The 25,652-nt window shown below is 73.3% G+C and carries 21 protein-coding genes; 11 read left to right on the forward strand and 10 right to left on the reverse strand.

All coding sequences use genetic code 11. The features are described 5' to 3' along the window. Positions 1-164: 164 nt before the first annotated feature. A complete protein-coding gene (ahcY, locus tag J2X26_RS07875; protein WP_307491238.1) occupies positions 165-1,643 on the forward strand; it encodes an adenosylhomocysteinase in 1,479 nt (492 codons plus the stop codon). A 7-nt stretch (positions 1,644-1,650) separates the two neighbouring features. Here the strand turns inward: ahcY and J2X26_RS07880 are convergent, their stop codons facing one another. After that, positions 1,651-2,466, reverse strand: a complete 816-nt coding sequence (locus tag J2X26_RS07880; RefSeq protein WP_307491240.1) for an RDD family protein — start codon at positions 2,464-2,466, stop codon at positions 1,651-1,653. Between the two features lie 50 nt (positions 2,467-2,516). Between J2X26_RS07880 and J2X26_RS07885 the strand changes: the two genes are divergently transcribed. After that, on the forward strand, positions 2,517-3,506 hold the full coding sequence (locus J2X26_RS07885; protein WP_307491241.1) for a stage II sporulation protein M: 990 nt from the start codon (positions 2,517-2,519) through the stop codon (positions 3,504-3,506). Here the strand turns inward: J2X26_RS07885 and J2X26_RS07890 are convergent. From J2X26_RS07890 to J2X26_RS07915, 6 genes are read right to left on the reverse strand one after another with little or no spacing between them, the layout of a single operon-like run. Next, positions 3,482-4,672, reverse strand: a complete 1,191-nt coding sequence (locus J2X26_RS07890) for a winged helix DNA-binding domain-containing protein (protein ID WP_307491243.1) — start codon at positions 4,670-4,672, stop codon at positions 3,482-3,484. The genes J2X26_RS07885 and J2X26_RS07890 overlap by 25 nt on opposite strands. A 32-nt stretch (positions 4,673-4,704) precedes the next feature. Continuing rightward, positions 4,705-5,997: a DUF58 domain-containing protein gene (locus tag J2X26_RS07895; RefSeq protein WP_307491245.1), complete on the reverse strand. Its 1,293-nt coding sequence runs from the start codon at positions 5,995-5,997 to the stop codon at positions 4,705-4,707. Between the two features lies 1 nt (position 5,998). After that, positions 5,999-7,012, reverse strand: coding sequence for an AAA family ATPase (locus J2X26_RS07900; protein ID WP_439897828.1), 1,014 nt, complete (start codon positions 7,010-7,012; stop codon positions 5,999-6,001). Continuing rightward, positions 7,009-8,211 carry a DUF4350 domain-containing protein gene (locus tag J2X26_RS07905; protein WP_307491246.1) on the reverse strand — a complete coding sequence of 401 codons (1,203 nt, stop codon included), beginning with the start codon at positions 8,209-8,211 and terminating at the stop codon, positions 7,009-7,011. The genes J2X26_RS07900 and J2X26_RS07905 overlap by 4 nt, the downstream gene beginning before the upstream one ends. After that, on the reverse strand, positions 8,208-8,876 hold the full coding sequence (locus J2X26_RS07910) for a DUF4129 domain-containing protein (RefSeq protein ID WP_307491248.1): 669 nt from the start codon (positions 8,874-8,876) through the stop codon (positions 8,208-8,210). The genes J2X26_RS07905 and J2X26_RS07910 overlap by 4 nt, the downstream gene beginning before the upstream one ends. Beyond that, the gene (locus J2X26_RS07915; RefSeq protein WP_307491250.1) at positions 8,873-10,018 is read right to left on the reverse strand and encodes a glycerophosphoryl diester phosphodiesterase membrane domain-containing protein; all 1,146 of its coding nucleotides are present in this window, start codon (positions 10,016-10,018) and stop codon (positions 8,873-8,875) included. Before J2X26_RS07915 ends, J2X26_RS07910 begins: the two co-directional genes overlap by 4 nt. A gap of 188 nt (positions 10,019-10,206) precedes the next feature. Between J2X26_RS07915 and mtrA the strand changes: the two genes are divergently transcribed. The 8 genes from mtrA (at position 10,207) to secA (ending at position 21,063) form a co-directional block, all read left to right on the forward strand. After that, positions 10,207-10,890, forward strand: coding sequence for an MtrAB system response regulator MtrA (gene mtrA / locus J2X26_RS07920; RefSeq protein ID WP_055912929.1), 684 nt, complete (start codon positions 10,207-10,209; stop codon positions 10,888-10,890). Positions 10,891-10,909: 19 nt separating this feature from the next. Further along, a complete protein-coding gene (gene mtrB / locus J2X26_RS07925; protein ID WP_307491254.1) occupies positions 10,910-12,625 on the forward strand; it encodes an MtrAB system histidine kinase MtrB in 1,716 nt (571 codons plus the stop codon). Continuing rightward, a complete protein-coding gene (locus J2X26_RS07930; RefSeq protein ID WP_307491256.1) occupies positions 12,622-14,277 on the forward strand; it encodes an LpqB family beta-propeller domain-containing protein in 1,656 nt (551 codons plus the stop codon). Before mtrB ends, J2X26_RS07930 begins: the two co-directional genes overlap by 4 nt. A 72-nt stretch (positions 14,278-14,349) precedes the next feature. Then, on the forward strand, positions 14,350-15,087 hold the full coding sequence (locus J2X26_RS07935; protein ID WP_307491258.1) for a ComF family protein: 738 nt from the start codon (positions 14,350-14,352) through the stop codon (positions 15,085-15,087). Positions 15,088-15,292: 205 nt separating this feature from the next. Beyond that, on the forward strand, positions 15,293-15,922 hold the full coding sequence (gene hpf, locus J2X26_RS07940; protein ID WP_056585262.1) for a ribosome hibernation-promoting factor, HPF/YfiA family: 630 nt from the start codon (positions 15,293-15,295) through the stop codon (positions 15,920-15,922). Between the two features lie 86 nt (positions 15,923-16,008). Beyond that, a complete protein-coding gene (locus J2X26_RS07945; protein ID WP_307491262.1) occupies positions 16,009-17,274 on the forward strand; it encodes a winged helix-turn-helix domain-containing protein in 1,266 nt (421 codons plus the stop codon). Beyond that, positions 17,271-18,293 (forward strand): DMT family transporter, encoded by a 1,023-nt coding sequence (locus J2X26_RS07950; protein WP_307491263.1) that lies wholly within the window; start codon positions 17,271-17,273, stop codon positions 18,291-18,293. The genes J2X26_RS07945 and J2X26_RS07950 overlap by 4 nt, the downstream gene beginning before the upstream one ends. Next, complete coding sequence (secA, locus tag J2X26_RS07955) at positions 18,256-21,063, forward strand: preprotein translocase subunit SecA (protein ID WP_307491265.1); 2,808 nt, start codon at positions 18,256-18,258, stop codon at positions 21,061-21,063. Before J2X26_RS07950 ends, secA begins: the two co-directional genes overlap by 38 nt. Positions 21,064-21,115: 52 nt before the next feature. Here secA and J2X26_RS07960 read toward each other — a convergent pair whose 3' ends face one another. Then, complete coding sequence (locus J2X26_RS07960; protein ID WP_307491266.1) at positions 21,116-21,757, reverse strand: Rv3235 family protein; 642 nt, start codon at positions 21,755-21,757, stop codon at positions 21,116-21,118. Continuing rightward, positions 21,754-22,557, reverse strand: a complete 804-nt coding sequence (locus J2X26_RS07965) for a LysM peptidoglycan-binding domain-containing protein (RefSeq protein WP_307491268.1) — start codon at positions 22,555-22,557, stop codon at positions 21,754-21,756. Before J2X26_RS07965 ends, J2X26_RS07960 begins: the two co-directional genes overlap by 4 nt. A gap of 232 nt (positions 22,558-22,789) precedes the next feature. On the opposite strand from J2X26_RS07965, the gene J2X26_RS07970 reads away from it, so the two are divergent. Continuing rightward, on the forward strand, positions 22,790-23,425 hold the full coding sequence (locus J2X26_RS07970; protein WP_307491270.1) for a hypothetical protein: 636 nt from the start codon (positions 22,790-22,792) through the stop codon (positions 23,423-23,425). A gap of 65 nt (positions 23,426-23,490) precedes the next feature. On the opposite strand, the gene J2X26_RS07975 is transcribed toward J2X26_RS07970, so the two are convergent. Continuing rightward, entirely contained in the window at positions 23,491-25,611 is a 2,121-nt protein-coding gene (locus J2X26_RS07975) for a class I tRNA ligase family protein (protein ID WP_307491272.1), read from the reverse strand. Positions 25,612-25,652: the final 41 nt, after the last annotated feature.

Below are 25,652 nucleotides of genomic sequence, written 5' to 3' on the forward strand. Positions count from 1 at the left end.
AACTCTGCCGAACGACGTGTGACGCCGCTCACCCCGGGGCTAGCATGGCCCGGACGGCGTGGGTGATGCCCGCAGACCGAGAGGGGTCGCGCCGGCGCGAACGACCGAGGGCGCAAGCCCTTGTGCGTCGCGCCCGCTTCCGACTGCGCACCCCCAGGAGTGAGATGTCCTCGTTCGATGAGCTCCCCGGCCACCACAAGGTCCGCGACCTGACCCTCGCCGAGGCCGGTCGCCACCAGATCCGCCTCGCCGAGCACGAGATGCCCGGCCTCATGGCCCTGCGCACCGAGTTCGGCCCCACGCAGCCCCTCGCGGGAGCCCGCGTCGCCGGCTCGTTGCACATGACGGTGCAGACCGCGGTGCTCATCGAGACGCTCGTCGCGCTGGGCGCCGAGGTCCGCTGGGCCTCGTGCAACATCTTCTCGACGCAGGACGAGGCGGCCGCGGCGGTCGTCGTGGGCCCGCACGGCTCCGTGGACGCGCCTGCCGGCGTGCCGGTGTTCGCGTGGAAGGGCGAGTCGCTCGACGAGTACTGGGAGTGCACCGAGCAGATCCTCGTGTGGCCGGGTGGCACCGGCCCGAACATGATCCTCGACGACGGTGGCGACGCGACGCTCCTCGTGCACAAGGGCGTCGAGTACGAGGCCGCCGGTGCGGTGCCGTCCGACCCGCAGCCGGGCGAGCCGGGGTACTCCGAGGAGTACCTGGTCATCCTCGGCACGCTGCGCCGGTCGCTCGCCGCGGACCCGCAGCGCTGGACGTCGATCGCCGCCCAGATCAAGGGCGTCACCGAGGAGACGACCACGGGCGTGCACCGGCTCTACCAGCTGGCCGAGGCGGGCGGGCTGCTGTTCCCGGCCATCAACGTCAACGACTCCGTGACCAAGTCCAAGTTCGACAACAAGTACGGCATCCGGCACTCGCTGCCCGACGGCATCAACCGCGCCACGGACGTCCTCATGGGCGGCAAGGTCGCGTTCGTCGCCGGTTACGGGGACGTCGGCAAGGGTGCGGCCGAGGCGTTCCGTGGCCAGGGCGCCCGCGTGATCGTGTCCGAGGTCGACCCCATCTGCGCGCTCCAGGCGGCGATGGACGGCTACCAGGTGGCACGCCTCGACGACGTCATCGACCAGGCGGACTTCGTCATCACGACGACCGGCAACAAGGACGTCGTGTCGGCGGCCCAGATGGCCCGCATGAAGAACAAGGCCGTCGTGGGGAACATCGGGCACTTCGACAACGAGATCGACATGGCCGGCCTGGCCGCCGTCCCCGGGATCACCCGCACCGAGATCAAGCCGCAGGTGCACGAGTGGACGTTCCCGTCGGACGACCGCCCCGAGCGCTCGATCATCGTGCTCTCGGAGGGCCGCCTGCTGAACCTGGGCAACGCGACCGGGCACCCGTCGTTCGTCATGAGCAACTCGTTCTCGAACCAGGTCATCGGCCAGATCGAGCTGTTCACCAAGCCGGACGAGTACGCCCGCGAGGTGTACCGGCTGCCCAAGGTGCTGGACGAGAAGGTCGCGCGGCTGCACCTGGATGCGCTCGGGGTCCGGCTGACGGAGCTGACGAAGTCGCAGGCCGAGTACCTGGGCATCGACGTGGCCGGGCCCTACAAGCCCGAGCACTACCGGTACTGAGCGGTCCTCAGTTCGCGGGGTCGGGGACGCCGTGGGGGAGTCGGTGCAGCTGCGACGACTCCGCGGCGTCCCGCTGCCCGGCGCGCAGCCGCGCCGTGAGCTCGCGGTCCCGCCGCTCGGCCAGCACGGCGGCCAGGAACGCCTCGGGGTGGGTGCCCAGCGGGGGCAGCGGGTTGACGTAGCGCTGCACCTCGGTGGTCAGCTGGGAGCCCAGCTGCACGCGTGAGGCCGGATGCAGCGCGGTGGCCCGGCCCAGGAACTGCCGCACGGACAGGGCGAGGCCGTCGGGCAGGCGTGCGAGGTCCGCGGAGTGCGCCCAGCCGGCGAGCTGCGGCGGCATCATGACGGGGCTGCGCACCTTGGCGGCGCCGCGCACGCGCACCGCGTAGGTGCCCGCGAGGATGTCGCCCACGCGCTTGCCCTGCGGGTGCACGATCGAGCAGATCAGCGCCACGGTGCCGAACGTGAGCCACAGCTCGACGATGCCGACGAGCGCCCGGATGAGGGACTGGCGGAAGACCAGGGGGCCGCCGTCGTCGCGGACGATCCGGATGCCCATCGCCAGCTTGCCGAGCGACCGGCCGCGGGTCAGCGTGTCGACGGTCGTGGGCAGCACGACCCAGATGGTCACGAGCAGCAGCACACCCAGGATCCGGAAGAGCTCCTCCGAGGCGTCCGGGACGAGCGCGCCCAGCGCGATGAGCAGCACGACCACACCCACGCCCAGGACGAGCAGGTCGAGCAGCGCCGCGAGCAGACGCGTCGCCGCGGAGGTCGGACGCGCATCGAGCAGCACGCCTTCGCCGGTGAGGATGCCGTCCATGCTGGGCAGGTTAGCCGGTGCCGGGCTGCGGGGATGGCAGGCTGTGCGCCATGGACCTGGACGCCTTCGAACGGGCACGCGCGACCGACTGGGCGCGGCTCGACGAGCTCGTCCGGCTGCGCCGCCGCAGCGGTGCCGAGGCGGACGAGCTGGTGCGTCTCTACCAGAGCGTCGCCACGGACCTCTCGAGCGTGCGCTCCGCCGCCCCGGACCCCGAGATGGTGACCCGGTTGTCGATGCTCGTCGGGCGGGCGCGGGCCGCCATCGCGGGGACGCACGAGCCGAGCTGGCGCGACGTCACCGCCTTCGTGGTGGTGGCCCTGCCCGCGGCCCTCTACCGGATCCGGTGGTGGACGGTCGGCGTCATGGTGGCCTTCCTCGTGCTCGGCGTGACCGCGGGCGTCTGGGTGGCGACGCAACCCGACGCGCTCGCGTCGATGGGCACGCCGAGCCAGCAGCAGGAGTACGTCGAGAACTCGTTCGCGGAGTACTACACGCCCGGCGCGGGCTTCGCGACGATGGTGTGGACCAACAACGCGTTCCTCACCGCCGTCTGCATCGCCACCGGGATCACGGGGATCGGACCCGTGTGGTTCCTGGCGAACAACGCGATCAGCGTGGGGGCCGCGGGCGGGATGATGGCCGCGCACGGGTACCTGGACGTGTTCCTCCAGCTCATCGCGCCCCACGGACTGCTGGAGCTGACCGCGGTGTTCGTCGCCGGCGCTGCGGGTCTGCGGATCTTCTGGACCTGGATCGACCCGGGCCCGCGCACCCGCGGCAAGGCGCTCGCGCAGGAGGCGCGTGCCCTGTTCACTGTGGCGATCGGGCTCGTGGGCGTGCTCGCGGTCTCGGGCCTGATCGAGGGGTTCGTCACGGGGTCGACCCTGCCGTGGGTGGTCAAGGTCGGCATCGGGGTGATCGCCCTGGCAGCGTTCTGGACCTACACGATCGTGCTCGGTCGGCGCGCCGTCCTGGCGGGACACACGGGCGACCTCGAGGCGGACCGCGCGGGCTACGTGCTGGCGACCGCCGGCTGAGACCCGTCCGGGGTGACGACGACGACCCGACGCTCGTCAGCGGTCGAGGCCATGACCTCGACCAGCGCCTCGGCCTCCGCCTGGAGCTCGTCGCGCTGGGAGGCCGTCGGACGCGCGAACGGCCGCACGGTGAGGGTCACCGGTCCGCGCTGCTTCGGGTCCCGGGGGACGTCCCAGGTGCCCGCGACGCGCCCGTCCAGCAGGAACGTCGCCGGCACGACGCCGTTCGGGCTGGCCAGGTACGGGCGACGCTCGGGCGAGATGATCCGCGTGCGGTCGGCGTGCCCGAGCAGCACGTTGTCGTAGTCGGCCAGGAAGCGCACGGGTGCCGGGACGTCCGGGTCGGGCAGCGCCAGCCCGGGCAGGTCGAGGACCTCGCGCTCGCGGACGGCACCCGGGGACGGGTCGGCGCGGTACCGGACCAGGTCGAGGCGGTCCACCACCGACCGCATCCCGGTGAGGCCCGACCAGTTCTGCAGGTCCGCGACGGACGCAGGGCCGAACGCGCCGAGGTAGCGCCGGACGAAGCGCTCCTGCTCGACGGCGAGCACGTCCGGGTCGGCCAGGTCGGGAGCCGCGGCGGTCTGCTCCGGGCCGAACCACGTCCACGCGGTGGTCCACGTCGTCGCCCCGGACCGCCCCCACACGCCCCGCGGCGGCACCTGGACCAGGGGGAGGGTCCCGCGGGCCGCGTAGGCGAGCGTGCTCGGGCCGACGCCCGGCCAGCGCTCGGCGAGGAGGCGTCCCAGCTCGGTGGTCACGCGGGGTTCCGCCTCGACGAGAGCACGGGCGGCGGCGGTGACCTCGGCGACGTCGACCGTGCGCAGCGCGGCGCTGTGCTGGGTGTTGACCAGCAGGTCCTTGGCGTGGAGCGGGGCGATCAGGCCGGGCAGCAGCAGGGCGTCGGCCGCCGTGACGAGGTGGATCGTGCTGCGCATCACTGCGATCCGGGTGACGGTGCGGTCCCAGAACGCCTCACCGAGCTCCTCCGTGCGGAACCCCGCGACGCGGCTCCACAGCCCGACGTACGGCGACCACGCGTTCTGCGCCTGGAGCCCCACCAGGTGGTCGACCATCTCGATCGCAGGCCCGGACCGGCGCTCGAGCAGGTGCTGGCGCGCGAGCAGCGCGCGGTTGAGGTGGGCGCGGGTGAGCAGGTCGGGCACAGCCGGAACCTACCCGGACGCGCCCACACCCGTCAGAGCCGTCCGGCCGCCTTGAGCGCGATGTACGTGTCGGCGAGGCGGGGCGCCAGGTCGTCGGGCAGGGCGTCGACCACCTCGGCGCCACGCTGGCGCAGCCGGACGGCGACGGCCGCGCGCTCGAGGCCGACCCGTTCGGCGGCGGCCGCGTCGAACACCGCAGCGGCGCCGGTGCGGGCCGTGCGCAGGGCGTCCACCTCGGGGTCGGACACCGATGCGAGCACCACCTGGTGCCGCTCCGTGAGCTGCCCAGCCACCCCGAGCAGGCCCTGCTCGATGGCGGACGGGTCCAGCGCGGTGAGCAGCACGACGAGCGCACGCTGGCTCAGCCGCTGACGAACCTGAGCCACGATGCCCGGCCAGTCGGTCTCCACCAGCTCCGGCTCGACCACGGCGAGCGTGTCCGCGAAGGCCGCCATCACCCCGGCACCCGTCGCGCTGGCCACCCGGCCGCGCACCCGGCGGTCGAACACCAGAAGCTCCACCCGGTCGCCGGCCTTCGTGGCGAGCGCGGCGAGCAGCAGCGCGGCCTCGATCGACGCGTCGATCCGGGGGGCGTCCAGCACCCGCACGGCAGAGGTGCGGCCGCTGTCGAGCACGATCAGCACGCGGCGGTCGCGCTCCGGCCGCCACGTGCGCACGACGACGTCGGAGCGCCGGGCCGTCGCACGCCAGTCGATCGCGCGGACGTCGTCGCCGATCACGTACTCCCGCAGCGAGTCGAACTCGGTCCCCGGGCCGCGGACCTGCACGGACGCCCGCCCGTCCAGCTCCCGCAGCCGGGCGAGGCGGCTGGGCAGGTGCCGCCGCGAGGCGAACTCGGGCAGCACGCGCAGCCGACCGGGAGTGGTGAGCGACGCCTGGCGGCCGGCGAGCCGCAGCGGTCCGAAGGTGCGGATCGTCACGCGGTCCGCGTGCGCGTCGCCGCGCCGGGTGGGCACGAGGACGGTCCGGACCCGCGCGCCGTCCCCGGGTCGCACGTCCACGTGGTGCCGGTCCGACTGCGCGGCGGTCGACGGGGGCCACGCATCGCGCACGAGCGCCCGGAGCCGGCGACCGCCCAGGTTGGTCAGCGTGAGGGTCGACGTCGCCGGCTCGGTCAGGCGGACCGAGGCCGGCACCTCGCGGCGGATCGCGACCTGCCGGGGCGACGCGGCGAGCGCCACGTCCACGATGCACGCGACCACCACGAGGAGCGTCCACAGCAGCACCGTGGCGCCGGCGGGCACGACGAGTACCACCGGCAGGCCGAGCGCGGCCAGGACGACCGCGCGCCAGGTCACCGCCATGTCAGCGGGGGACGGCCACGGACGCGAGCACGGTGTCGAGGACGCTCTCGGTGCTGACACCCTCGAGCTCCGCCTCGGGGCGCAGCTGGACGCGGTGCCGCAGCGTCGGGTGCGCCAGCGCCTTGATGTCGTCCGGCGTCACGTACCCGCGACCGGACAACCACGCCCAGGCGCGGGACGTCGCCAGCAGGGCGGTGGCGCCACGCGGGGAGACGCCGAGCGAGAGGGAGGGCGACTGCCGGGTGGCACGGCACACGTCGACCGCGTAGCCGAGGACCTCGGGAGCGACCTGCACGCGGCCGACCTCCGCCCGGGCGCGCGCGAGCATCTCCGGCGTCGCCACCGGGCGCAGTCCGGCCCCGGCGAGGTCCCGGGGGTCGAAGCCGGCGGCGTGCCGGGTCAGCACCTCGATCTCCTCGTGGCGCTCGGGCATCGGCAGCACCAGCTTGAGCAGGAAGCGGTCGAGCTGCGCCTCGGGGAGCGTGTAGGTGCCCTCGTACTCGACCGGGTTCTGCGTCGCGATGACGAGGAACGGGTCGGGCAGCGGGCGGGGGGTGCCGTCGATCGACACCTGGCGCTCCTCCATCGCCTCGAGCAGCGACGCCTGCGTCTTGGGCGGCGTCCGGTTGATCTCGTCGGCGAGCAGGAGGTTGGTGAACACCGGCCCCGCGCGGAACGAGAACTCGGCGGTGCGTGCGTCGTACACCAACGAACCCGTCACGTCGCCGGGCATGAGGTCAGGGGTGAACTGGACCCGCTTGGTCTCCAGGTCGAGCGCGGCCGACAGCGCCCGCACGAGCAGCGTCTTGGCGACGCCGGGGACGCCTTCGAGCAGCACGTGACCACGGCACAGCAGCGCGATGACCAGGCCGCTGACGGCGGCGTCCTGACCGACGACCGCCTTGGCGACCTCGGTGCGCACGGCACCCAGGGCAGCGCGGAGCTCCTCGGACGGCTGGTGGTGCGGCGGGACGGTCGGTGCAGTCGCGCCCCACGTGGGGCTCTGGTCGCTCACGTTCGGTGAACCTCGCTCTCGAGATGGTCCAGGTCACGGGCCAGCCGGGCCAGCCCGCGGTCGTCGGTCGGTGGGGGTCCGTACAGCAGCGCCTCGACGTCGGCCGGGCGGCGGCCGGCTGCGCGGGCGATCGCGTCGACGACGAGCGGCGCGGCTGCGGACCGGGGCAGGCCGAGGCGGCCCGCGCTGCGTGCGGCCGTGCCGGCGCGCAGGGCGGCGGCGGCGTGCCCGTAGGACCGTCCGCGGCGGTACAGGCGCCCGCGGCCCCGCGTGGTCTCGCCCGCGCGGACCACGACCGGCAGCCGCTCGGTGACGAGGCGACCCAGCCGGCGTCCGCGCCAGAGCGCGGCGACCACGACGACGAGCAGCAGCTGCAGCGCGAGGATCGGGACGACGGGTGGCAGCAGCTCGCCGGGGGCTGCCTCGGACTCGCGGCCCGCCCCCGCGTCGTCGAGCGACGGGATGTACCAGACGAGCCGCTCGTGCCGGCCGAGGGCGCGCAGGACGAGTGCCGCGTTGCCCTGCTCGGCGAGGTGCTGGTTGGTGAAGGGCGCCATGTCGGTCACCGCGACGATCCGGCGCCCGTCGGACTCGGCGACGGCGTAGGCGCCGCCCTGGTCGGGCGTCGTGCCCGGGGCGGGGAAGCACACGACCGCACCGGGGCCGGTGGCGATCAGTCCGCCGCTCGCGGTGATGGATCCGGCAGCGACCGCGTCCGGGTCCTCGCACTGCGCCGAGCGGACCTCGGGTGCGGACGCGTAGCCACCGTTCGACGCCAGCGTGGGGGTGAGCACCCCCAGCGCCCAGCCCGCGTCGACGAGCACCAGGTCCGCTTCCGTGGCGCCCAGGGCCTCGACCTGCTCGTCCGTGAGCAGGTAGTCGCCGACGACGAGCACGGTCGAGCCGGGGACGGCGAGCGACTCGACGTCGGCGATGTGGCGCACGTAGCGCACGTCCACACCCTCGCGGCCGAGGATCTGCGCCGCGGCGCGGGCGCCGAGGTCGCCAGGGTTGTCCGGAGCGAGGGTCAGTGTCGACGTCCGCGGCTCCGGCAGGGCCGAGAGGATGCCCGCGACGACGACCAGCGCCAGCAGACCGAGCGGCCACCGCGCCCGCCGCCAGCGCCGGGCCGACCTGCTGCGGGCCGAGGTGCCGTCACCGACGACCACCTCGTGCGCCGTGACGACCGGCGTGCTCATCGGGGCACCGCCACGCTCAGGTCGGTGACCTCGGAGCCGGTCATCGCACGCGCGTCCTGCACCCGGGCGTCGAGCCCGCGCAGGCGGACCTCGTCCTGCGCGGTCGCAGGCACGTCGCCGTACGCGACGTCGTCGAAGGTCCGGCCGGCCGCGACCAGCTCGGAGGCGAGCGCCGGCAGCCGGGCCGCGGCGGCCAGTGCGGCCTCGTGCGCGGTCCGGGCCGCGCGCTCGTCGAGCACCGTCCGCTCCTCGAGCCCACGGACGATCGCGCGGAACCGTTCGAGCACGGCCACGGCCCAGTCGCCCGCGGCGGCAGCGGCGTCGGCAGCGGCCCGGATCTCCGCGGAGGTCCGGGCGTCGTCGTCCGCCAGGACGGAACGGTCTGCGCCGCCACGGCGGCCGAGCCGCACGGGACCGGCGACCAGGAACGCGATCACGACGACCGCCACCAGCACCCCGACCACGGCGAGGACGGCGAACGGGTCGAACGCGGCCGGGGTGCGCAGGCCGGCCAGCAGCTCGGCCAGCCAGTCCACGAGCCGGGTGAGCAACGAGCGCTGCTCGTGGTAGACGGGGTCGAGCAGCTCCTCGACGGCCCACCGCCGGGCCGTCGCGGCGTCGGGGTCGACGGGGACACCGCCGACCACCCGGGCGAGCAGGTTCACGCGGTGGTCTCTGCCGCGCGAGCGAGCTCGACGTCCAGTCCTTCGCGGCGCATCCGTACGTCGATGTAGAGCAGGGCGACCACGGAGGACACGAAGGTGGTGGACAGTGTGGACGCGATGATCGTGGCGATCCCGATGACGACGACCGAGCCGAACGACGTCGCGGTGGGGTCCCGCAGGACGAGCTGTGCGATGAGGGTCGCGGGGAACACGATGATCTGCGCGATGATCCCGGCCAGGATCGTGGTGAGCAGGTAGATCCCGAACAGGCGCCAGAACGTCCGGCGGGTGAGCCGCCACGCCCGGGTGATCGTCGGCCAGAACTTCTTGCCCTCGAGCATCAGCGCGGGCGGCACCAGCAGCGTCCGGGTGGTGAACCAGACGGCGGCGACGACGAACGCCAGCGAACCCCCGAGGCCGACCAGCACGGCGAGCGCGACCTGGTCGTTGACCGCGAGCAGGGTGACACCCGCGACCAGGACCGAGATCACCGCCAGGATCGCGATCCCGCTGAGGAACGTGAAGCCGACGACGAGCCAGACGCGCCAGGAGCGCAGCACCTCACCGACCGTCGCCACCTGGCCCAGGACGGACCGGCTGACGGACACGATGAGCAGGCCCGTGAGGATGGTCGTCGCGATCGAGGTGACGGGTGCCGCGATGAGCAGCCCGATCGAGGAGCCCACCTGCTCGGCGAAGCCCATCTGCCCGGACGGGTCCAGGTCGACCGAGAGCTCCGTGAGCTGCGGCGCGAGGATCCCCTTCACGTACCACTGGATGACGGACTGGAGGATGACGGCGAGCGTCACCACCAGGGCGGCGAGCCCGAACATGACGCGCGGGTTGGCGCGTACGGCGCGGAAGGCACCGTCGTAGATCTCGCCCATCCCCAGGGGTCGCAGCGGGATGATCCCCGGCTGGAGCGCCTGCGGGCGCCAGGACAGCCCGGGGGGCGGCGGCGCGGTGGGTCCCCACGACCCGTACCCGCCGGGCGGCTGCTGTCCCCAGCCCGACGGCGGCGGCGGCGGGGGCGGTGCGGCGGGCGGGCCGGGCTGCGGCACGGTCTCCGGCGGCGGTGCGGCCGGGCCGGCGGGCGCCGCCCAGGAGGGCGGTCGCGGCGCGTCGTCGTGCGGGCTCGTCATGCGAGCGCGGCTCCTCGGCTGTCGTGGTGCAGGCGGTCGGGGGCACCGTCGTCGGGCCCCCCACGGAGGAATCATCGTGCCACGGCGACCAGGTCCCGGGATGCGCGACCGGGTGATCTGTCGCCGTCTGGACACGTCGTAGCGCCAGGTGGCCCAGGTGCGGGCCCTTGCGGTGCGAGAATGCCGCCATGAAGGGACGCGTGCTGGTGGTCGACGACGACACCGCGCTGGCCGAGATGATCGGCATCGTGCTGCGGTCGGAGGGTTTCGACCCGGTGTTCTGCGAGGACGGTGACGAGGCGATCGGGGTGTTCCGAGCCACGCAGCCGGACCTCGTCCTGCTCGACCTCATGCTGCCCGGCAAGGACGGCAACGAGGTCTGCCGGCAGATCCGCGCCGAGTCGGGCGTGCCCATCGTCATGCTCACGGCCAAGAGCGACACGGTCGACGTGGTGCTCGGGCTGGAGTCGGGGGCGGACGACTACATCTCGAAGCCGTTCAAGCCCAAGGAGCTCGTGGCGCGCGTGCGTGCCCGCCTGCGCCGCAGCGACGAGCCGGCACCCGAGCACCTCACGATCGGCGACGTGACGATCGACGTGCCCGGCCACCGGGTCGCGCGCGCCGGCCGGCCCGTGTCGCTCACACCGCTCGAGTTCGACCTCCTGGTGGCGCTCGCGCGCAAGCCGTGGCAGGTGTTCACGCGCGAGGTGCTGCTGGAGAAGGTGTGGGGGTACCGGCACGCTGCCGACACCCGTCTGGTGAACGTGCACGTGCAACGTCTGCGCTCGAAGATCGAGAACGATCCCGAGCAGCCCGAGATCGTCGTCACCGTCCGCGGCGTCGGCTACAAGGCGGGCGTGGCCTCGACGTGAGCTCGTCAGGAGCTGCCCCATGGTGCGGGTGAGCGGCGCCTGGCGGCTGGTCCGGGCACGGTCGCGACGCCGGGCTCGCTCGTGGACCCGGGCCTGGCGCTCGTCGCTGCAGATCCGGGTCATCACCTCGACGATGGCGATCGGCCTCGTCGCGCTCACGCTCGTCGGCGCCTACGTGAGCGGCCGGATGGCCGACGGCCTGTTCAACGCCCGGCTCGATCAGGTGCTCCAGGAGAGCGCCCGGTCGACGCTGCAGGCGCAGAAGACGTTCGACTCCTCGACCGCGACCACCGGCACCGACGTGCAGCGGCTCAAGGGTGACGTCGCGGAGGCCCAGCGCACGGGCGGGTCCGACCGCCGCGAGGTGTTCCTGCTGCGTGCGCCCGGCCAGCAGGGCGGCGACATGTTCATCCCCGGTGCGGCGTCGGACCAGGCCCTGGTCCCGCTCGTCAGCCGCGAGCTGCGCCTGGCGACGGCGGGCGGCGGGCAGCACTGGCAGTCCGTGGCGATCCCCCGGGAGACCGGCGGGGTGTCGCCCGGCGTGATGGTGGGCCAGGACGTGACGGTCCCGGTCGACGGGACGTACCAGCTCTTCTTCCTGTACAGCATGCAGTCCGAGCAGGACCGGCTCGACTTCCTGCAGCGCACGCTCGGGCTCGCGGCGGTCGCCCTGGTGGTGCTGCTGGGGAGCATGACCTGGCTGGTGACCCGGCAGACGGTCCGACCCGTGCGTCGCGCGGCGGAGGTCGCCGAGCGGCTGGCGGACGGTCACCTGTCCGAGCGGATGCCCGAGAAGGGCGAGGACGAGATGGCCACGCTGGCCCGATCGTTCAACGAGATGGCCGACAGCCTCCAGGACCAGATCCACCGCATGGAGGAGCTGTCGACGTTGCAGCGCCGGTTCGTCTCGGACGTGTCGCACGAGCTGCGGACCCCGCTGACGACCATCCGGATGGCCGGCGAGGTCATCCACGCCTCGCGGGAGGACTTCGACCCCGCCGCGAAGCGTTCGGCGGAGCTCCTGCAGACCCAGCTCGACCGGTTCGAGGACCTGCTGGCGGACCTGCTCGAGATCAGCCGGTTCGACGCGGGTGCCGCGGTGCTCGACGCCGAGGGCCGCGACGTGCGCGACGTCGTGATCCAGGCCGTCGACCACGCGTCCCCGCTGGCCGAGCGGCGCAGTGCGTGGCTGCACGTCGTGGTGCCCGAGGAGCGCTGCGTCGCGGACATCGACCCCCGCCGCGTCGAGCGGATCCTGCGCAACCTCCTGGTCAACGCCGTCGAGCACGCGGAGGGCAGCACGGTGGAGGTGACGGTCGGCGCGGACGCGCACGCCGTCGCCGTCACCGTCCGGGACCGAGGGGTCGGGATGACGCCCGGCGAGGCCGCGCACGTGTTTGACCGGTTCTGGCGCGCCGACCCCGCGCGTGCCCGCACGACGGGCGGTACCGGCCTCGGGCTGGCGATCTCGCTCGAGGACGCCCACCTGCACGGCGGCTGGCTCGAGGCATGGGGGCGGCCGGGTCGGGGCGCGAGCTTCCGCCTCACGCTCCCGCGCCGTGCGGGGATCCGGCTGAGCACGTCGCCCCTGCCTCTGCAGCCGGACGAGTCGCCGATCACCGGTGCGCTGCGGATCGTCGCCCGTCCGCACAACGACCCGGCCGCCCTGCCCGACATGGGCTCCGACGACCTCGACCAGGCGCTGTCCGACGACGACAGGCAGGAGGTCCGATGATCGCGCGCCGGCTCCGCGGCACCGTCGTCGCCCTCGGCACGGCCGTCGTCCTCGCGGCCTGCACGGCCATCCCGACGTCCGGACCGGTCCAGCAAGGCGATGCCGAGGTCACCGAACCGTCGGAGATCGACGTGCTCGCCGAGGGGCCGCAGCCGGGGGACACGCCGACCGAGATCGTGGACGGCTTCCTCGCCGCCGGGGCCGCGGGATTCACCGACAACTTCTCGACCGCCCGGGAGTACCTGGCGGGCGAGGCCAAGGCGACCTGGGACCCGTCTGCCGGCGTGCTCGTCTCGGGACCGGTCGAGCCCGCGCCCACCACGACCGAGACCGAGGTCACGATCGACGTCCCCGTCGTCGCCCGCGTGGGCGAGGAGGGGGTGTACGCCGAGGCCCCGCCGGACGGGCGCGAGTCGGTCACGTTCGGGATGGTCCGCAACGACGCCGACGAGTGGCGGATCGCCGAGACGCCGCCCGGCCTGATCCTCCAGCAGGAGGACTTCGCCCGCCTCTATCGATCGGCGTCGCTGTACTTCCTCTCCCCGGACCAGCAGTTCCTGGTCCCGGACGAGCGCTGGTTCCCGACGAAGAACCTCAGCACGTCCATCGTCCTCGGGCTGCTCGCCGGGCCGTCGACCTGGTTGCAGGACGCGGTCGTGACGGCCGTGCCCGACGGCGTCGAGCTCAACCCGGAGGCCGTGCCCGTCGACGCCGAGGGTGTGGCAGAGGTCCGGTTGGAGCCCGCGCTCGCGGTGACCCGCGCCGACCGTGACCTGCTCCTCGCCCAGATCGACGCGAGCCTGAAGCCCGTGCCGGGCATCAGCACGGTGCAGGTGTTCGCCCGCGACGTGCCGCTCGAGGGTTCGGCGAACCTCGAGAGCGGCTCGGGTCCGCCGGGCAACCTCGAGTTCCTGCAGGACGACCGCCTCGTCGCGCTCGTCGACGGCGAGATCAAGCCGGTGCCCGGCCTGGACACCCTCGACGCCGTCGATCCGCGCAGCCCGGCCCGCAACGAGGACGGCTCGGTGCGCGTCATGCTGTCCGGCGCAGGCACGCTCACCACGGTGCCGACGACCGAGGTCGGCCCGCAGGAGCTGTTCAGCGGCTCGAGCCTGGTGGCCCCCTCGGTCGACCGGTTCGACTGGGCCTGGACGGCCCAGCCGTCCACCGGGCTCGTCGCGGCGCGGGTCGGTGCACCGCCCGTGCAGGTCGCCGCCGACTGGCTCGAGGGCCGGGCGGTGCGGGCGGTCCGGGTGGCGCGCGACGGGGTCCGGATCGCGGTCGTCTCCGCGGGCGCCGACGGCGTCCAGGTCGACGTCGCGGCGATCTCGCGCGACGAGTCGGGTGCCCCGCAGCAGCTGGGGTCCCCGGTGCGTGCCGGGGCGTCGCTGGTGGACGCGTCGTCGGTGGTGTGGGCGGAAGAGTCGACGCTCGCGGTCGTCGGACGGTCCGTCGGCAACGCGGCCGTGCACCTGGTCCCGGTCGCCGGGCCGACCAGGGCGCTGCCCGAGGTCGCGAACCTGGCCGACCTCGCCGGGAGCACGGTCATCTACGTCACGACGACCGACGGCGAGCTGCGCAGGTTCGTCGGCTCCACGTGGGCGCAGATCATGGGCGTGACGGGTGCGTCGTACCCGTCCTTCCCGGGCTGACGAGCCGTCCACAGCCCACCGTCGTCCCCACGCGACGGACGGGGTGGCGCCGTCGGCGCACATGCTGCGCCCATGACGTTCCTGCGTGAGCTGCTCGGCCTGCTCGTGCCGGTCGAGTGCGCGGGCTGCGGGACCGACGACGTCGGTTGGTGCCCCTCGTGCGCCCGGCGCCTCGCGGGAGAGCTGTGGCGGTGCGAGGACCGTGCTCCCCGGCTCGACCGGCTGGACGGTCACGGACCGCTGCCGGTGTGGACGCTCGCCGACTGCACCGGCCACGTCCGCCGGGCGGTCGTCGCCTGGAAGGACCGCGGTCGGCTGGACCTGACTCGTCCGTTCGCGGCGGCCCTCGCAGGCGCTGCCCGCGGGCTGCGCTCGGACGTGGGTGCCGGGCCGCTGCTGGTTGTGCCCTGCCCGTCGACGGCCGCGGCGCGCCGACGCCGCGGCGGCAACCTGGTGGACGCGCTCGCGGCGGGCGTCGCGGACGGTCTCCTGCACGGGGGAGTGCCCGCCGAGGCGGCGCCCGTGCTCGTCCGTACGCAGGGCCACGACCAGGTCGGGCTGGGTGCCCGGGAGCGCACACGCAACCTCGCCGGCCACGTCCGGGTGCCGACGCGGCACGCGGAGCGACTGGCGGACCGGAACGTCCTCGTCGTGGACGACGTGCTGACCACCGGCGCGACCGTCGCCGCGTGCCGCTCAGCGCTGGAGCGTGCCGGAGCCCGGGTCGTCGGCGCCGTCACGCTCGCGTCGACCCCCGGTCCGCACGGCGCGCCGCGGCTGCCACCCCGTCCAGGAGGGTTCACAGGATGATCCCGGGCTCGGCGGCTGGTTCGCGGACGGGTGCGGGGTTAGCGTGGGGTCCTGAGCCGTTGGCACGCACGGTCCCGACCCCCACAGGGTCGACCGGGCCCGCCGCGGGAGGAGGTGACGCCGCCCGACTGCCCCCAGGGGCAGCCCATCGCACTGTCACCCTCGGGCGGGCATGACCCGCCCCTGACCCTCTCAGGAGGCTCACATGGAGATCGTGGTTGCCGGCCGGCACACCGAGGTGCTCCCGAAGTACCGGGCGCACGTCGAGCAGAAGCTCGCGAAAGTCGAGCAGCTGGCCCCCCGCGCCCAGCGCATCGATGTCGTCGTGTCGCACGAGACGAACCCCCGACAGGCAGGCAGCAGTGAGCGTGTCGAGCTCACCGTCGTCGACCGCGGGCCCGTGATCCGCGCCGAGGCGTGCGCGGACGACAGGTACGCGGCCCTGGACCTGGCTCTCGGGAAGCTCCTCGAGCGACTGCGGCGAACGCGTGACCGGCGCAAGGACCACCGCAACCACACTCCGATCGCGCCCGTCGACGTGCGCCCGCCCGAGCCGGAACCGGCAGCGCCCGCACCCGTCGACCCGGACGCCGCGGTCGAGACGACGCTCGGTGACTCGCCCGTCGTCATCCGCGAGAAGGTCCACCAGGCGCAGCCGATGACGGTGGACGACGCGCTCTACGAGATGGAGCTCGTCGGCCACGACTTCTTCCTGTTCATCGACGCCGAGACCGCCCAGCCGTCCGTCGCGTACCGCAGGCGAGGGTGGAGCTACGGCGTGATCAAGCTCGACGCCGCGGTGACCGCAGCACCGCTGGCGACGGTCGGCGGCTGACCGGCCTCGATCGACGACGACGCCCGGCCCGGTCGACCCGACCGGCCGGGCGTCGTCGTGTCGGTGGTGCACGACAGGATGTGCACGTGACCGTCTCCGGTGCAGAACGTCTCTCGTTGTCGCAGGCCCGCCGCATCACGCTGCGTGCGCAGGGCCTCGACCGTCCTCGGCCGGTCCGTGCCGCGGAACCGACGATGCGACAGTTCCAGCAGGTGGTGGACCGGCTCGGGGTGCTGCAGATCGACTCGGTCAACATCCTGGCCCGCGCCCATCTGCTGCCGGTGTTCTCCCGCGTGGGCGCCTACGACCCGACGCTCCTCGACCGTGCGTCCGGTGCGGCTCCGCGGCGGCTCGTCGAGACGTGGGCGCACATGGCGTCCTACGTGCCGCCGGAGACGTTCCGGCTGCTCGGCTGGCGGCAGCGCGCCTATCTGGAGCAGGCGTGGGGCGCGATCGCGGAGGTGCCCCTGAAGCACTCGCCGCTCGTCGAGGAGATCCGCGCCATCATCGCCGAGCGCGGCCCGGTCACCGCACGGCAGGTGCAGGAGGACTTCGAGGCCGACCACCCGACCACCCGCGGGGAGTGGGGGTGGAACTGGTCGGTGGCCAAGCGCGTGCTCGAGTTCCTCTTCTTCACCGGGGAGATCACGTCGGCCGGGCGCAACGGCGCGTTCGAGCGCCGCTACGACCTGACCAGCCGCGTGCTGCCGCCGGACGTGCTGGCGCTCCCGGAGCCCTCCGACGAGGACGCTGTGCGGGCGCTGACGGAGATCGGTGCGCGTGCCCACGGCATCGGCACGCTGCGCAGCATCGCCGACTACTTCCGCATCAAGGAGACCCGGGTCGCGCCCGCGATCGCCGACCTCGTCGAGGAGGGGGTGCTGCAGGAGGTCGTGGTGGACGGGTGGAACCAGGGACCCGTGTGGCGGCACCGGGACGCCGACCTGCCCCGTCGTGCCACCGGTCGCGCCCTGCTCAACCCGTTCGACCCGCTGGTGTTCGAGCGCCGACGCCTGGAGGCGCTCTTCGGCCTGCGCTACCGCATCGAGATCTACACCCCCGAGCCCAAGCGGGTCTGGGGGTACTACGTCCTGCCGTTCCTGCTCGGGGAGTCGCTGCCCGCGCTGGTCGACCTCAAGGCCGACCGTCAGGCGGGGGTCCTGCGGGTGCTCGCCGCGCACCGGGCGACGGGTTCCTCGGTGCCGGACGCCGACGTGGTGGAGCCGCTGGCGGCCGAGCTGCGCGAGCTGGCCGGGTGGCTCGGCCTGGACGACATCGTGGTCGGTGGCCGGGACGGGCTGCTGCGCGGCGACCTCGCGCCGGACCTGGCATTGGCTGTCCGGTCGGCGTGACGCACGAGACGCGGCCCCGTGACTTCGCCCTCGTCGCGCTGGGCGGAGTCCTGTGGGGGACGGGTGGTCTGGCCGGCGCGGCGCTGGCCGACGCCGCCGGTCTGCCGCCGCTGACCGTCGCCGCCTACCGGCTGCTCGGCGGCGGGGGAGTGCTGCTGCTGGCGCTCGCGGCGGCCGGCGCGCTGCGTGGTCTGGCCCGGACACGCCCGGTGGTCGTGCTCGTGGTGGAGACCGCCGTGCTGGCCGCGGTCTACCAGGCCGCGTACTTCGCGGCGGTCCAGCGCGCGGGTGTGGCGGTCGCCACGCTGGTCGCCCTCGGGGCCGCCCCACTGCTCGTGGCCGTCGGCACAGCCGTGTCCGCGCGTCGGCTGCCGTCGCCGCGCACGCTCGTGGCGCTCGGCCTGGCGCTGGCCGGGCTGGTGCTCCTGGTGGGGCCGTCGGACGCCGCCGGTCCGGGGACCGCGGCAGGCGCCCTGCTCGCCCTCGTGGCGGCCGCGGCGTTCGCGACGATGACCGGGCTGAACCGCCGCAGCGTGCCCGGACTGGGTCCGTTGCCGCTCACGGCGACGGCGTTCACGCTCGGCGGAATCCTGCTCCTGCCGGTCGCGGCGCTGGCGGGTCCAGGGCTCGCCGTCCCCTCCGACGCCGAGGGCTGGGTGCTCCTGGCCTACCTGGCCGTGGTGCCCACCGCGGCGGCCTACAGCGCCTACTTCACGGGCCTGCGGCACGTTCCGGCGACGACAGCCGCCCTGCTCGCCCTCCTCGAGCCGCTGACCGCGACCGTCGGCGCGGTCGTGCTCCGCGACGAGCGGCTCGGCCCCGCCGGCGTGGTCGGCGCCGTCCTGCTGGCTGCTGCGGTGGTCGTTCTTCGCCCACGCCGCGCGGGCTCGCCTACGATGGACGCGCCCGGCCGTGCGGCCGGTCACCTCAGCCGCTCCGACGCCGCGCGCGCCCGGAGCGCGAACACGTCGGGAGTAGTGCGTGCCAGCGATCCTCGAGAAGGTCCTGCGCCTCGGTGAAGGCCGGATCGTCAAGAAGCTGTCGGGCATCGCCCAGCAGGTCAACGCCCTGGAGGACAGCTTCGTCGCGCTGTCCGACGCCGAGCTGCGCGAGGAGACGGACCGCTTCCGCGCCCGGCTCGCAGAGGGCGAGACGCTGGACGACCTGCTCGCCGAGGCGTTCGCCACGGTTCGCGAGGCCGCCCGGCGCACGCTCGGTCAGCGCCACTTCGACGTGCAGCTCATGGGCGGTGCCGCCCTGCACCTGGGCAACATCGCCGAGATGAAGACCGGTGAGGGCAAGACCCTCGTCGCGACGGCGCCCGCGTACCTGAACGCCCTGTCGGGCAACGGCGTGCACGTGGTCACGGTCAACGACTACCTGGCCAGCTACCAGGCCGAGCTCATGGGACGCGTGTACCGCTTCCTCGGGCTGACCAGCGGCGTGATCCTGTCCAGCCAGGACCCGGCCACGCGCCGCAAGCAGTACGCGTGCGACATCACCTACGGCACCAACAACGAGTTCGGCTTCGACTACCTGCGCGACAACATGGCGTGGAGCACCGACGAGCTGGTGCAGCGCGGCCACAACTTCGCGATCGTCGACGAGGTCGACTCGATCCTCATCGACGAGGCCCGGACCCCGCTGATCATCTCGGGCCCGGCGTCCGGTGACGCCAACCGCTGGTACGCCGAGTTCGCGAAGGTCGTCCGCCGCCTGCAGAACGAGCGCGACTACGAGGTCGACGAGAAGAAGCGCACGGTCGGTGTGCTGGAGCCTGGCATCGAACGCGTCGAGGACTACCTCGGCATCGACAACCTCTACGAGTCCCTCAACACGCCGCTGATCGGCTTCCTCAACAACGCCATCAAGGCGCAGGAGCTGTTCAAGCGCGACAAGGACTACGTCGTGATGAACGGCGAGGTGCTGATCGTCGACGAGCACACCGGCCGCATCCTGCCCGGCCGCCGCTACAACGAGGGCATGCACCAGGCGATCGAGGCGAAGGAGGGCGTGGCCATCAAGGCCGAGAACCAGACGCTCGCCACGATCACGCTGCAGAACTACTTCCGTCTCTACGGCAAGCTGGCCGGGATGACCGGTACGGCCGAGACCGAGGCCGCGGAGTTCCAGGGCACGTACAAGCTGGGTGTCGTCCCCATCCCCACCAACCGCGACATGCAGCGCATCGACCAGCGCGACTTCGTCTACAAGAGCGAGGACGGCAAGTTCGACGCCGTCGTCGCCGACATCGTCGAGCGTCACGCGCACGGTCAGCCGGTGCTCGTGGGTACCACCAGCGTCGAGAAGAGCGAGCTGCTGTCGTCCAAGCTGAAGAAGCAGGGCGTGCCGCACGAGGTCCTCAACGCCAAGCAGCACGCGCGTGAGGCGTCGATCATCGCGCAGGCGGGCCGCAAGGGCGCCGTCACGGTCGCGACGAACATGGCCGGCCGCGGGACCGACATCATGCTGGGCGGCAACGCCGAGTTCATGGCGGTCGCGGACCTGGCCGCCCGTGGCCTGGAGCCCGCCGAGCAGCCGGAGGAGTACGAGGCCGCCTGGCCGGCCGCGCTCGATTCGGCCAAGGAAGCCGTCGCCGCGGAGCACGACGAGGTCGTCGAGCTGGGCGGGCTCTACGTGCTCGGCACGGAGCGCCACGAGTCGCGACGTATCGACAACCAGCTGCGCGGTCGTTCCGGCCGTCAGGGTGACCCGGGCGAGTCCCGCTTCTACCTGTCGATGCAGGACGACCTGATGCGTCTGTTCAACTCCTCGCTCGCGGAGTCGATGATGACGCGCGCCGGGTTCCCCGAGGACATGCCGCTCGAGTCGAAGATCGTGACGCGTGGCATCCAGTCGGCGCAGTCGCAGGTCGAGTCGCGCAACTTCGAGATCCGCAAGAACGTCCTGAAGTACGACGACGTCATGTCCCGGCAGCGCGTCGTCATCTACGAGCAGCGCCGCCGCGTGCTGGAGGGTGAGGACCTGCACGAGCAGGTCAAGCACTTCCGGTCCGACGTGCTCTCGGCCTACATCACCGGCGCCACCACCGAGGGCCGGCCGGAGGACTGGGACCTGGACGCGCTGTGGACCGCGCTCAAGGGCGTGTACCCCGTCTCGATCACTCCCGACGAGGTCGTCGAGCAGGCCGGTGGCCCGACGCGGCTGACCTCCGAGCTCATCGAGCGGGAGATCCTCTCCGACGCCGAGCACGCCTACGCGGAGCGCGAGGAGCAGATCGGCTCGGACAACATGCGCCAGCTCGAGCGGCGCGTGACCCTGTCGGTCCTCGACCGCAAGTGGCGCGAGCACCTCTACGAGATGGACTACCTCAAGGAGGGCATCGGCCTGCGCGCGATGGCCCAGCGCGACCCGCTCGTGGAGTACCAGCGCGAGGGCTACCAGCTCTTCAACGCGATGACCGATGCCATCAAGGAGGAGACGGTCGGGTACCTCTACAACCTCGAGGTCCAGGTCGCGGCACCCGACGCCCCCGCGGTGACGGCGGACTCCGCCGTCACGGCCGCCGCCAGCGCCGGTGCGCAGGCGACGCTGCCGCGGTCGGTCTCCGACGGCCCGACGGGCGGCAAGCTCGTGGCCAAGGGCATCGACGGACCTGAGCAGCGTGCTCCTCTGCAGTACAGCGCGCCGTCGGTGGACGGCGACGGCGGTGTGGTGACGCGCGGCGAGGCCGGTGGCAAGAACGCCGGCACCCGTCCGGCCGTGGCCGACGGGGAGTCCAACCGCGAGGCGCGTCGCAAGGCCGCCAAGCAGCAGCGCAAGCGCTGACACGTCGGAAGCCCGCCCCCTGCACCGGGGGCGGGCTTCCGTGCGTCGGGGCTCAGCCGATCTCGAGCGCGGTGACGCGCCAGGCGCCGCGGTGGCCCTCGAGCCGGAGCGCGACGGCTCGCACCCGCACCCCGTCGTCGGCCACCAGGGTCGCTTCCAGCACGTGCGAGTCGACGCGGCAGGCGCGGCTCCGGCGGATCACGGGCGGCCGGGTCCCTCCGGTCGTCCCGAGCACGCGCTGCGTCAGGCCGGCGCGGACCTGGAGCGACTCGTACACCCCGGGAGTCAGCCAGCGGGCCAGCTGCGCCACGGAGCGTCGACCGGCCAGCACCTCCAGCGAGCCCAGCGCGACCGCGCGGGCGACCGTCGCGGGATCGCCGTCGGGGAGCAGTCGCGGGGTGTCGTCGTCGGCCTCCATGACGAGCGACCGGTCGCTGACTCGCAGGACCGCGATGCGGCCGGCCGCGGTCTCGGGCACCGCGTGGGCGGGCCCGGTCGCCTCCTCGACGAGCGACGGCGCGACGGCGGGGACCAGCCGGACCTGCGGGCGCCGCGAGCGGACACCTCCCGGACGCGTGGAGCCGGTCGGGCGCTGCGGAACGGGTCCGTGCTCGGCCCCGCGCACCCGGGCGAACGCGTCCTCGGCGGGCGTCCTGCCACGGGGGAGCACGAGCGCCCCGACGTCGGCGCTCACAGCGCAGCTCCGTCGGCCGTCACGGGCACCGCGAGAACCTGGCCCGGTCGGATCAGGTCGGGGTCGGCACCGATCGCCGCGGCGTTCACCGCGTACCAGCGCGGCCACGCGGCGGCGACCTGCGCGTCGGTGGCGCCCGGCGGGAGGTGGCGTGCCGCGATCGACCAGAGGCTGTCCCCGGCTGCCACGACCACGCCGTCGACCGTCGCCACGGTGGACGCCGGTGCTCCGGCGGCGGACAGGGGTTCCGGCGGAGCGGGCGCGGGCGTGGCCTCGGCGGGCACGGGCTGCGCTGCGGGCTCCACCACGGATCTAGCGGCCACGGTGGATGGGCTCGCGGCCTCGTTGGCCGTGGTGGACGCGGTCTCCGACCAGCCGAGGTCGGTCGGCGCGGCCGCGACGGTGGCCGAGGGCGACGGTTCCAGCGCGGTCGCCGACGCGCCCGTCGCCATGCCGAGCCCGATCCCTGCTCCGACGGCGAGCACGAGCGCCTTGCGCACGACCTGCGGTGCGCACCGGTGGACCAGCCGCTCACCGGCGCGCCAGCTGGCACCGGCGGTGCGGACGACGACGCACACCGTGCCCAGCAGCGAGGCGGCCGCCAGCCAGAGGGCGACGAGCATGCCGACGACGGCCACCCCGATCTCGATCACCGAGTCGACCTGCCACGGTCCGACATGGTCGGTCAGCACGGCTCGCACGTGCAGCGCGAGCACCCCAGCCAGCGTCGCTGACGCCAGCGTCCCCGCGAGCAGCCCGCCGATCGACCTCCCCGCTCTCCGCACTCCGGTGCCCACCATGTTCGCCCCTGATCATGTTGTTTGATGCAGTTTGATAATGCTTGATGGGGATAGATGTACCTGGAAATGCCTAGGTTTGTCCAGTGGTGTCCACGAGAGTGAGTTGCACCGTGGTTGCACGCCGCCCGGCGGCCCGGCACGAGCGGGCACCACGCTGTGCCAGCGAGGGCTCCGGGTGTGTCGTACACGGTTGGTGCGCGCGGCTCCGGACCGGCGCCTACGGTGGCGAGGCATGGCTTCCTTCGCCGAGGTGACGTTGTCCCGGGTTCCTGCGGGGATCGACGTACCCGAGCCGCTCCGGATGTTGTTCGAGTGGGTCGATGCACACGGGTTCACGAGCACCGGCCGCGATGGCGAGCTCTACGGCAGCCTGTCGGCGGAGTGGCCCGGGCCCGGGACGAACCTGCTCCTGCGCGGCTATCGGCCCGGCGAGACCGCGGACTACGTCGCGGCCTGGTTCGGCTCCGCACGGGGGGAGTCGCCGACGTTGTGGCCGTTCTGTCGTACAGGTGCCGACGGCTCCGTGGCCGCGCTCTGGCGTGCCCCGGACAGCGCGACGCGCATCGTCCACCTGGGCTCGGGCAGCGGATCGCTGCTCACCTGCGTCCTGGGCGACGACGCTGTCGACTTCCTCCGGTTGATCGGCATCGGCTACGACGAGATCTGCTGGAGCGAGGACTGGAGCAACCCGCCGGTGCCCGAGCCCGACCGCTCCGTGCTCAACGAGCCGTACCGCACGTGGGTCGAGTCGACCTTCGACGTCACCATCCCGCGCACCGCTGTCGAGATCGTCCCCGACCCCGCCGAGATGGGTGACGACGGAACCGCCGACACCTGGTGCCGATGGGTCGATGCCGCGACGAGCTGATCACGCTCTCGGACGGGACGTGGTCCGGGTGCCGGCCGACGGTACCGACCTGACCGGTCGCCTTGTCATGGAGCCGGCCGGTGCGTGCCGGAGAGCGAGCGGGCCGGGTTGGGCGTGGTCACGAGCAGGCCGATCAGACGTTCGCACTCGAGCTCGTTGGCGGCCAGGTCGTCCCGCGCCTTCGCCTGCGCGGCCGCAGGCGCACGCTCGAGGAACGCGGGCTGAGCCAGCCGGGCGGACAAGGTGGCGATCTGCGTGCGTGCCTGGTCGAGCCGACGCTCCAGGCCACGACGCTGAGCCTCGTCGAGCGCCGGCATGGACGGCAGCGTCAACGTCGCACCCCACCGGCTGATGCGCGTCCCCCGACCAGGGTCGCCGGTCGTGAGCCGAGCGGTCCGGCACAGCTCGGACCAGAGCGTCAGGCCCTCGGCGCGCGCCGGCAGCCACGCAGCGGCCGCAAACCCCTGCCGCCCGCGGTGCTCTCGCGCCGCGTCACGCAGGGCCCGCAGCTGCTCACCGGCCGCGGCCGCCTCGTGATCCGGGGCTGCAGGTGCCGGGCACGGGAGGTGGTCCATGATCCCGGACCAGCCGAGGTCCTCGGCCAGCTCCTCGGTGGTGAACGGCAGCATCGGGTGCAGCGCCAGCAGCAGCGCGCTCAACGCGAACGACAGTGCGTCACGCGCGCCGTCGTCGCCCCCGTACAGGGCGTCCTTGCGAGCCTCCAGGTACAGACCCGACAGGTCGTCCTCCGCGAACGTGGCCAGCGCATCCGCAGCGCGGGCCAGGTCGCCGGCGTCGTAGCCGGCTGCAGCCCCGGCGAGCGTGAGGTCCAAGCGCGTCAGGAGCCACCGGTCCAGCAGGTGCGAAGGCGCAGGACGGGCGCTCCGCCACGAGCATGCGAACCGGCCGGCCAGGCCCGTGATGCTGCGCAGCTTGGTGAGGAACCCCCGAGCTCCCTGCAGGTCCTCGGGTCTGAACAGGAGGTCCGCCCCGGGGCGAGCCTTGCGGGCCAACGCGAACCTCAGGGTGTCGGGACCGTGCTCCGCGATGAGCGGCAACGGGTCGATGGAGTTGCCGAGGCTCTTCGACATCTTCTTCCCGTCGGCGTCCCGGATCAGCCCGTGCAGCAGCATCCGACGGAACGGCGGCTTCCCGGTCAGGTGGGTGCAGAGCAGCGACATCCGCAGCGCCCAGAAGAAGATCAGGTCGTTGCCGGTGATGAGCAGGTCGTTCGGGTAGAACCGGCGCAGGTCCGTCGTGTCGTCCGGCCAGCCGAGCGTCGACAGCGGCCACAGTGCCGACGAGAACCACGTGTCCAGCGTGTCCGGGTCCTGCGTCCACCCGTCGGGGATCTCGTCGTCCGACGCGAGGGCGCGAGCCTGCCCGTCGGGCCCGTACCAGATCGGGATGCGGTGCCCCCACCACAGCTGGCGCGACAGGCACCAGTCGTCGAGGCCCGCCGCCCACCGCAGGTAGTCCCGGCGTGCGTCAGCCGGCTCGATGAGGGTGGCACCGGTCGTGATCGCCCTCGCCGCCGCGGCCGCCAGGACGCTGGTGCGCAGGAACCACTGCGGAGTCGTCCGGAGGTCGAGCGTGGTGCCGCAGCGCGAGCACGTCGGCCCCGCGGCCGTCTCGATCGCCTCGATGTCGGACAACGTGGTCGCGCAGCCCGGGCACCAGAGGGTCTCCCGCTCGGCGCGGTAGATGAGCCCCTCGTCGAACAGGCGCGTGAACGCTGTCCGGGTCGCGCGGCTCGGCCCGTCGTCGAGGGTGAACGTCAGCCGGCTCCAGTCGGGGCCGGCGCCGAGCTGCCGCATCTGGTGGGTGATGCCCGCGGTGCACCGCGCCTTCCACTCCCAGGCCCGTCGCGTGAACTCGTCGCGGCCGATCTCGTCCTTGCTCGTGCCCTCGGCGCGCAGCTGCCGCTCCAGGAGGGCGTTCGTCGCGATGGCGGCATGGTCGAGCCCGGGGAGCCACAGGGTGTCGGCTCCGCGCATCCGCTGCCAGCGGGTCAGGGCGTCGGACAGTGTGTGCTCGTAGGCGTGCCCCATGTGCAGGTCGCCGGTGATGTTCGGTGGCGGCAGGATCATCGCCCAGGTGGGCGCACCGGCGGTGTCACTGGTGGTGAAGGCGCCGGCATCCTCCCAACCGCGGTAGCGGTCGCTGAAGGTGGTCGAGGTGTGCATGGTCGTTCCGTCCGTTCGTCCACGTCCTGGGGGAGTGCAGC

This window comes from Cellulomonas humilata, assembly GCF_030814415.1.
Taxonomy (GTDB): domain Bacteria; phylum Actinomycetota; class Actinomycetes; order Actinomycetales; family Cellulomonadaceae; genus Cellulomonas; species Cellulomonas humilata_A.

What these genes read in the sequence shown, in the direction of transcription:
- ahcY (WP_307491238.1), top strand. Translation starts at nt 165, where the DNA reads ATGTCCTCGTTCGATGAGCTCCCCGGCCACCACAAGGTCCGCGACCTG.
- J2X26_RS07880 (WP_307491240.1), bottom strand. Translation starts at nt 2,466, where the DNA reads ATGGACGGCATCCTCACCGGCGAAGGCGTGCTGCTCGATGCGCGTCCG.
- J2X26_RS07885 (WP_307491241.1), top strand. Translation starts at nt 2,517, where the DNA reads ATGGACCTGGACGCCTTCGAACGGGCACGCGCGACCGACTGGGCGCGG.
- J2X26_RS07895 (WP_307491245.1), bottom strand. Translation starts at nt 5,997, where the DNA reads ATGGCGGTGACCTGGCGCGCGGTCGTCCTGGCCGCGCTCGGCCTGCCG.
- J2X26_RS07905 (WP_307491246.1), bottom strand. Translation starts at nt 8,211, where the DNA reads ATGAGCACGCCGGTCGTCACGGCGCACGAGGTGGTCGTCGGTGACGGC.
- J2X26_RS07915 (WP_307491250.1), bottom strand. Translation starts at nt 10,018, where the DNA reads ATGACGAGCCCGCACGACGACGCGCCGCGACCGCCCTCCTGGGCGGCG.
- mtrA (WP_055912929.1), top strand. Translation starts at nt 10,207, where the DNA reads ATGAAGGGACGCGTGCTGGTGGTCGACGACGACACCGCGCTGGCCGAG.
- mtrB (WP_307491254.1), top strand. Translation starts at nt 10,910, where the DNA reads ATGGTGCGGGTGAGCGGCGCCTGGCGGCTGGTCCGGGCACGGTCGCGA.
- J2X26_RS07930 (WP_307491256.1), top strand. Translation starts at nt 12,622, where the DNA reads ATGATCGCGCGCCGGCTCCGCGGCACCGTCGTCGCCCTCGGCACGGCC.
- J2X26_RS07935 (WP_307491258.1), top strand. Translation starts at nt 14,350, where the DNA reads ATGACGTTCCTGCGTGAGCTGCTCGGCCTGCTCGTGCCGGTCGAGTGC.
- hpf (WP_056585262.1), top strand. Translation starts at nt 15,293, where the DNA reads ATGGAGATCGTGGTTGCCGGCCGGCACACCGAGGTGCTCCCGAAGTAC.
- J2X26_RS07965 (WP_307491268.1), bottom strand. Translation starts at nt 22,557, where the DNA reads ATGGTGGGCACCGGAGTGCGGAGAGCGGGGAGGTCGATCGGCGGGCTG.
- J2X26_RS07970 (WP_307491270.1), top strand. Translation starts at nt 22,790, where the DNA reads ATGGCTTCCTTCGCCGAGGTGACGTTGTCCCGGGTTCCTGCGGGGATC.
- J2X26_RS07975 (WP_307491272.1), bottom strand. Translation starts at nt 25,611, where the DNA reads ATGCACACCTCGACCACCTTCAGCGACCGCTACCGCGGTTGGGAGGAT.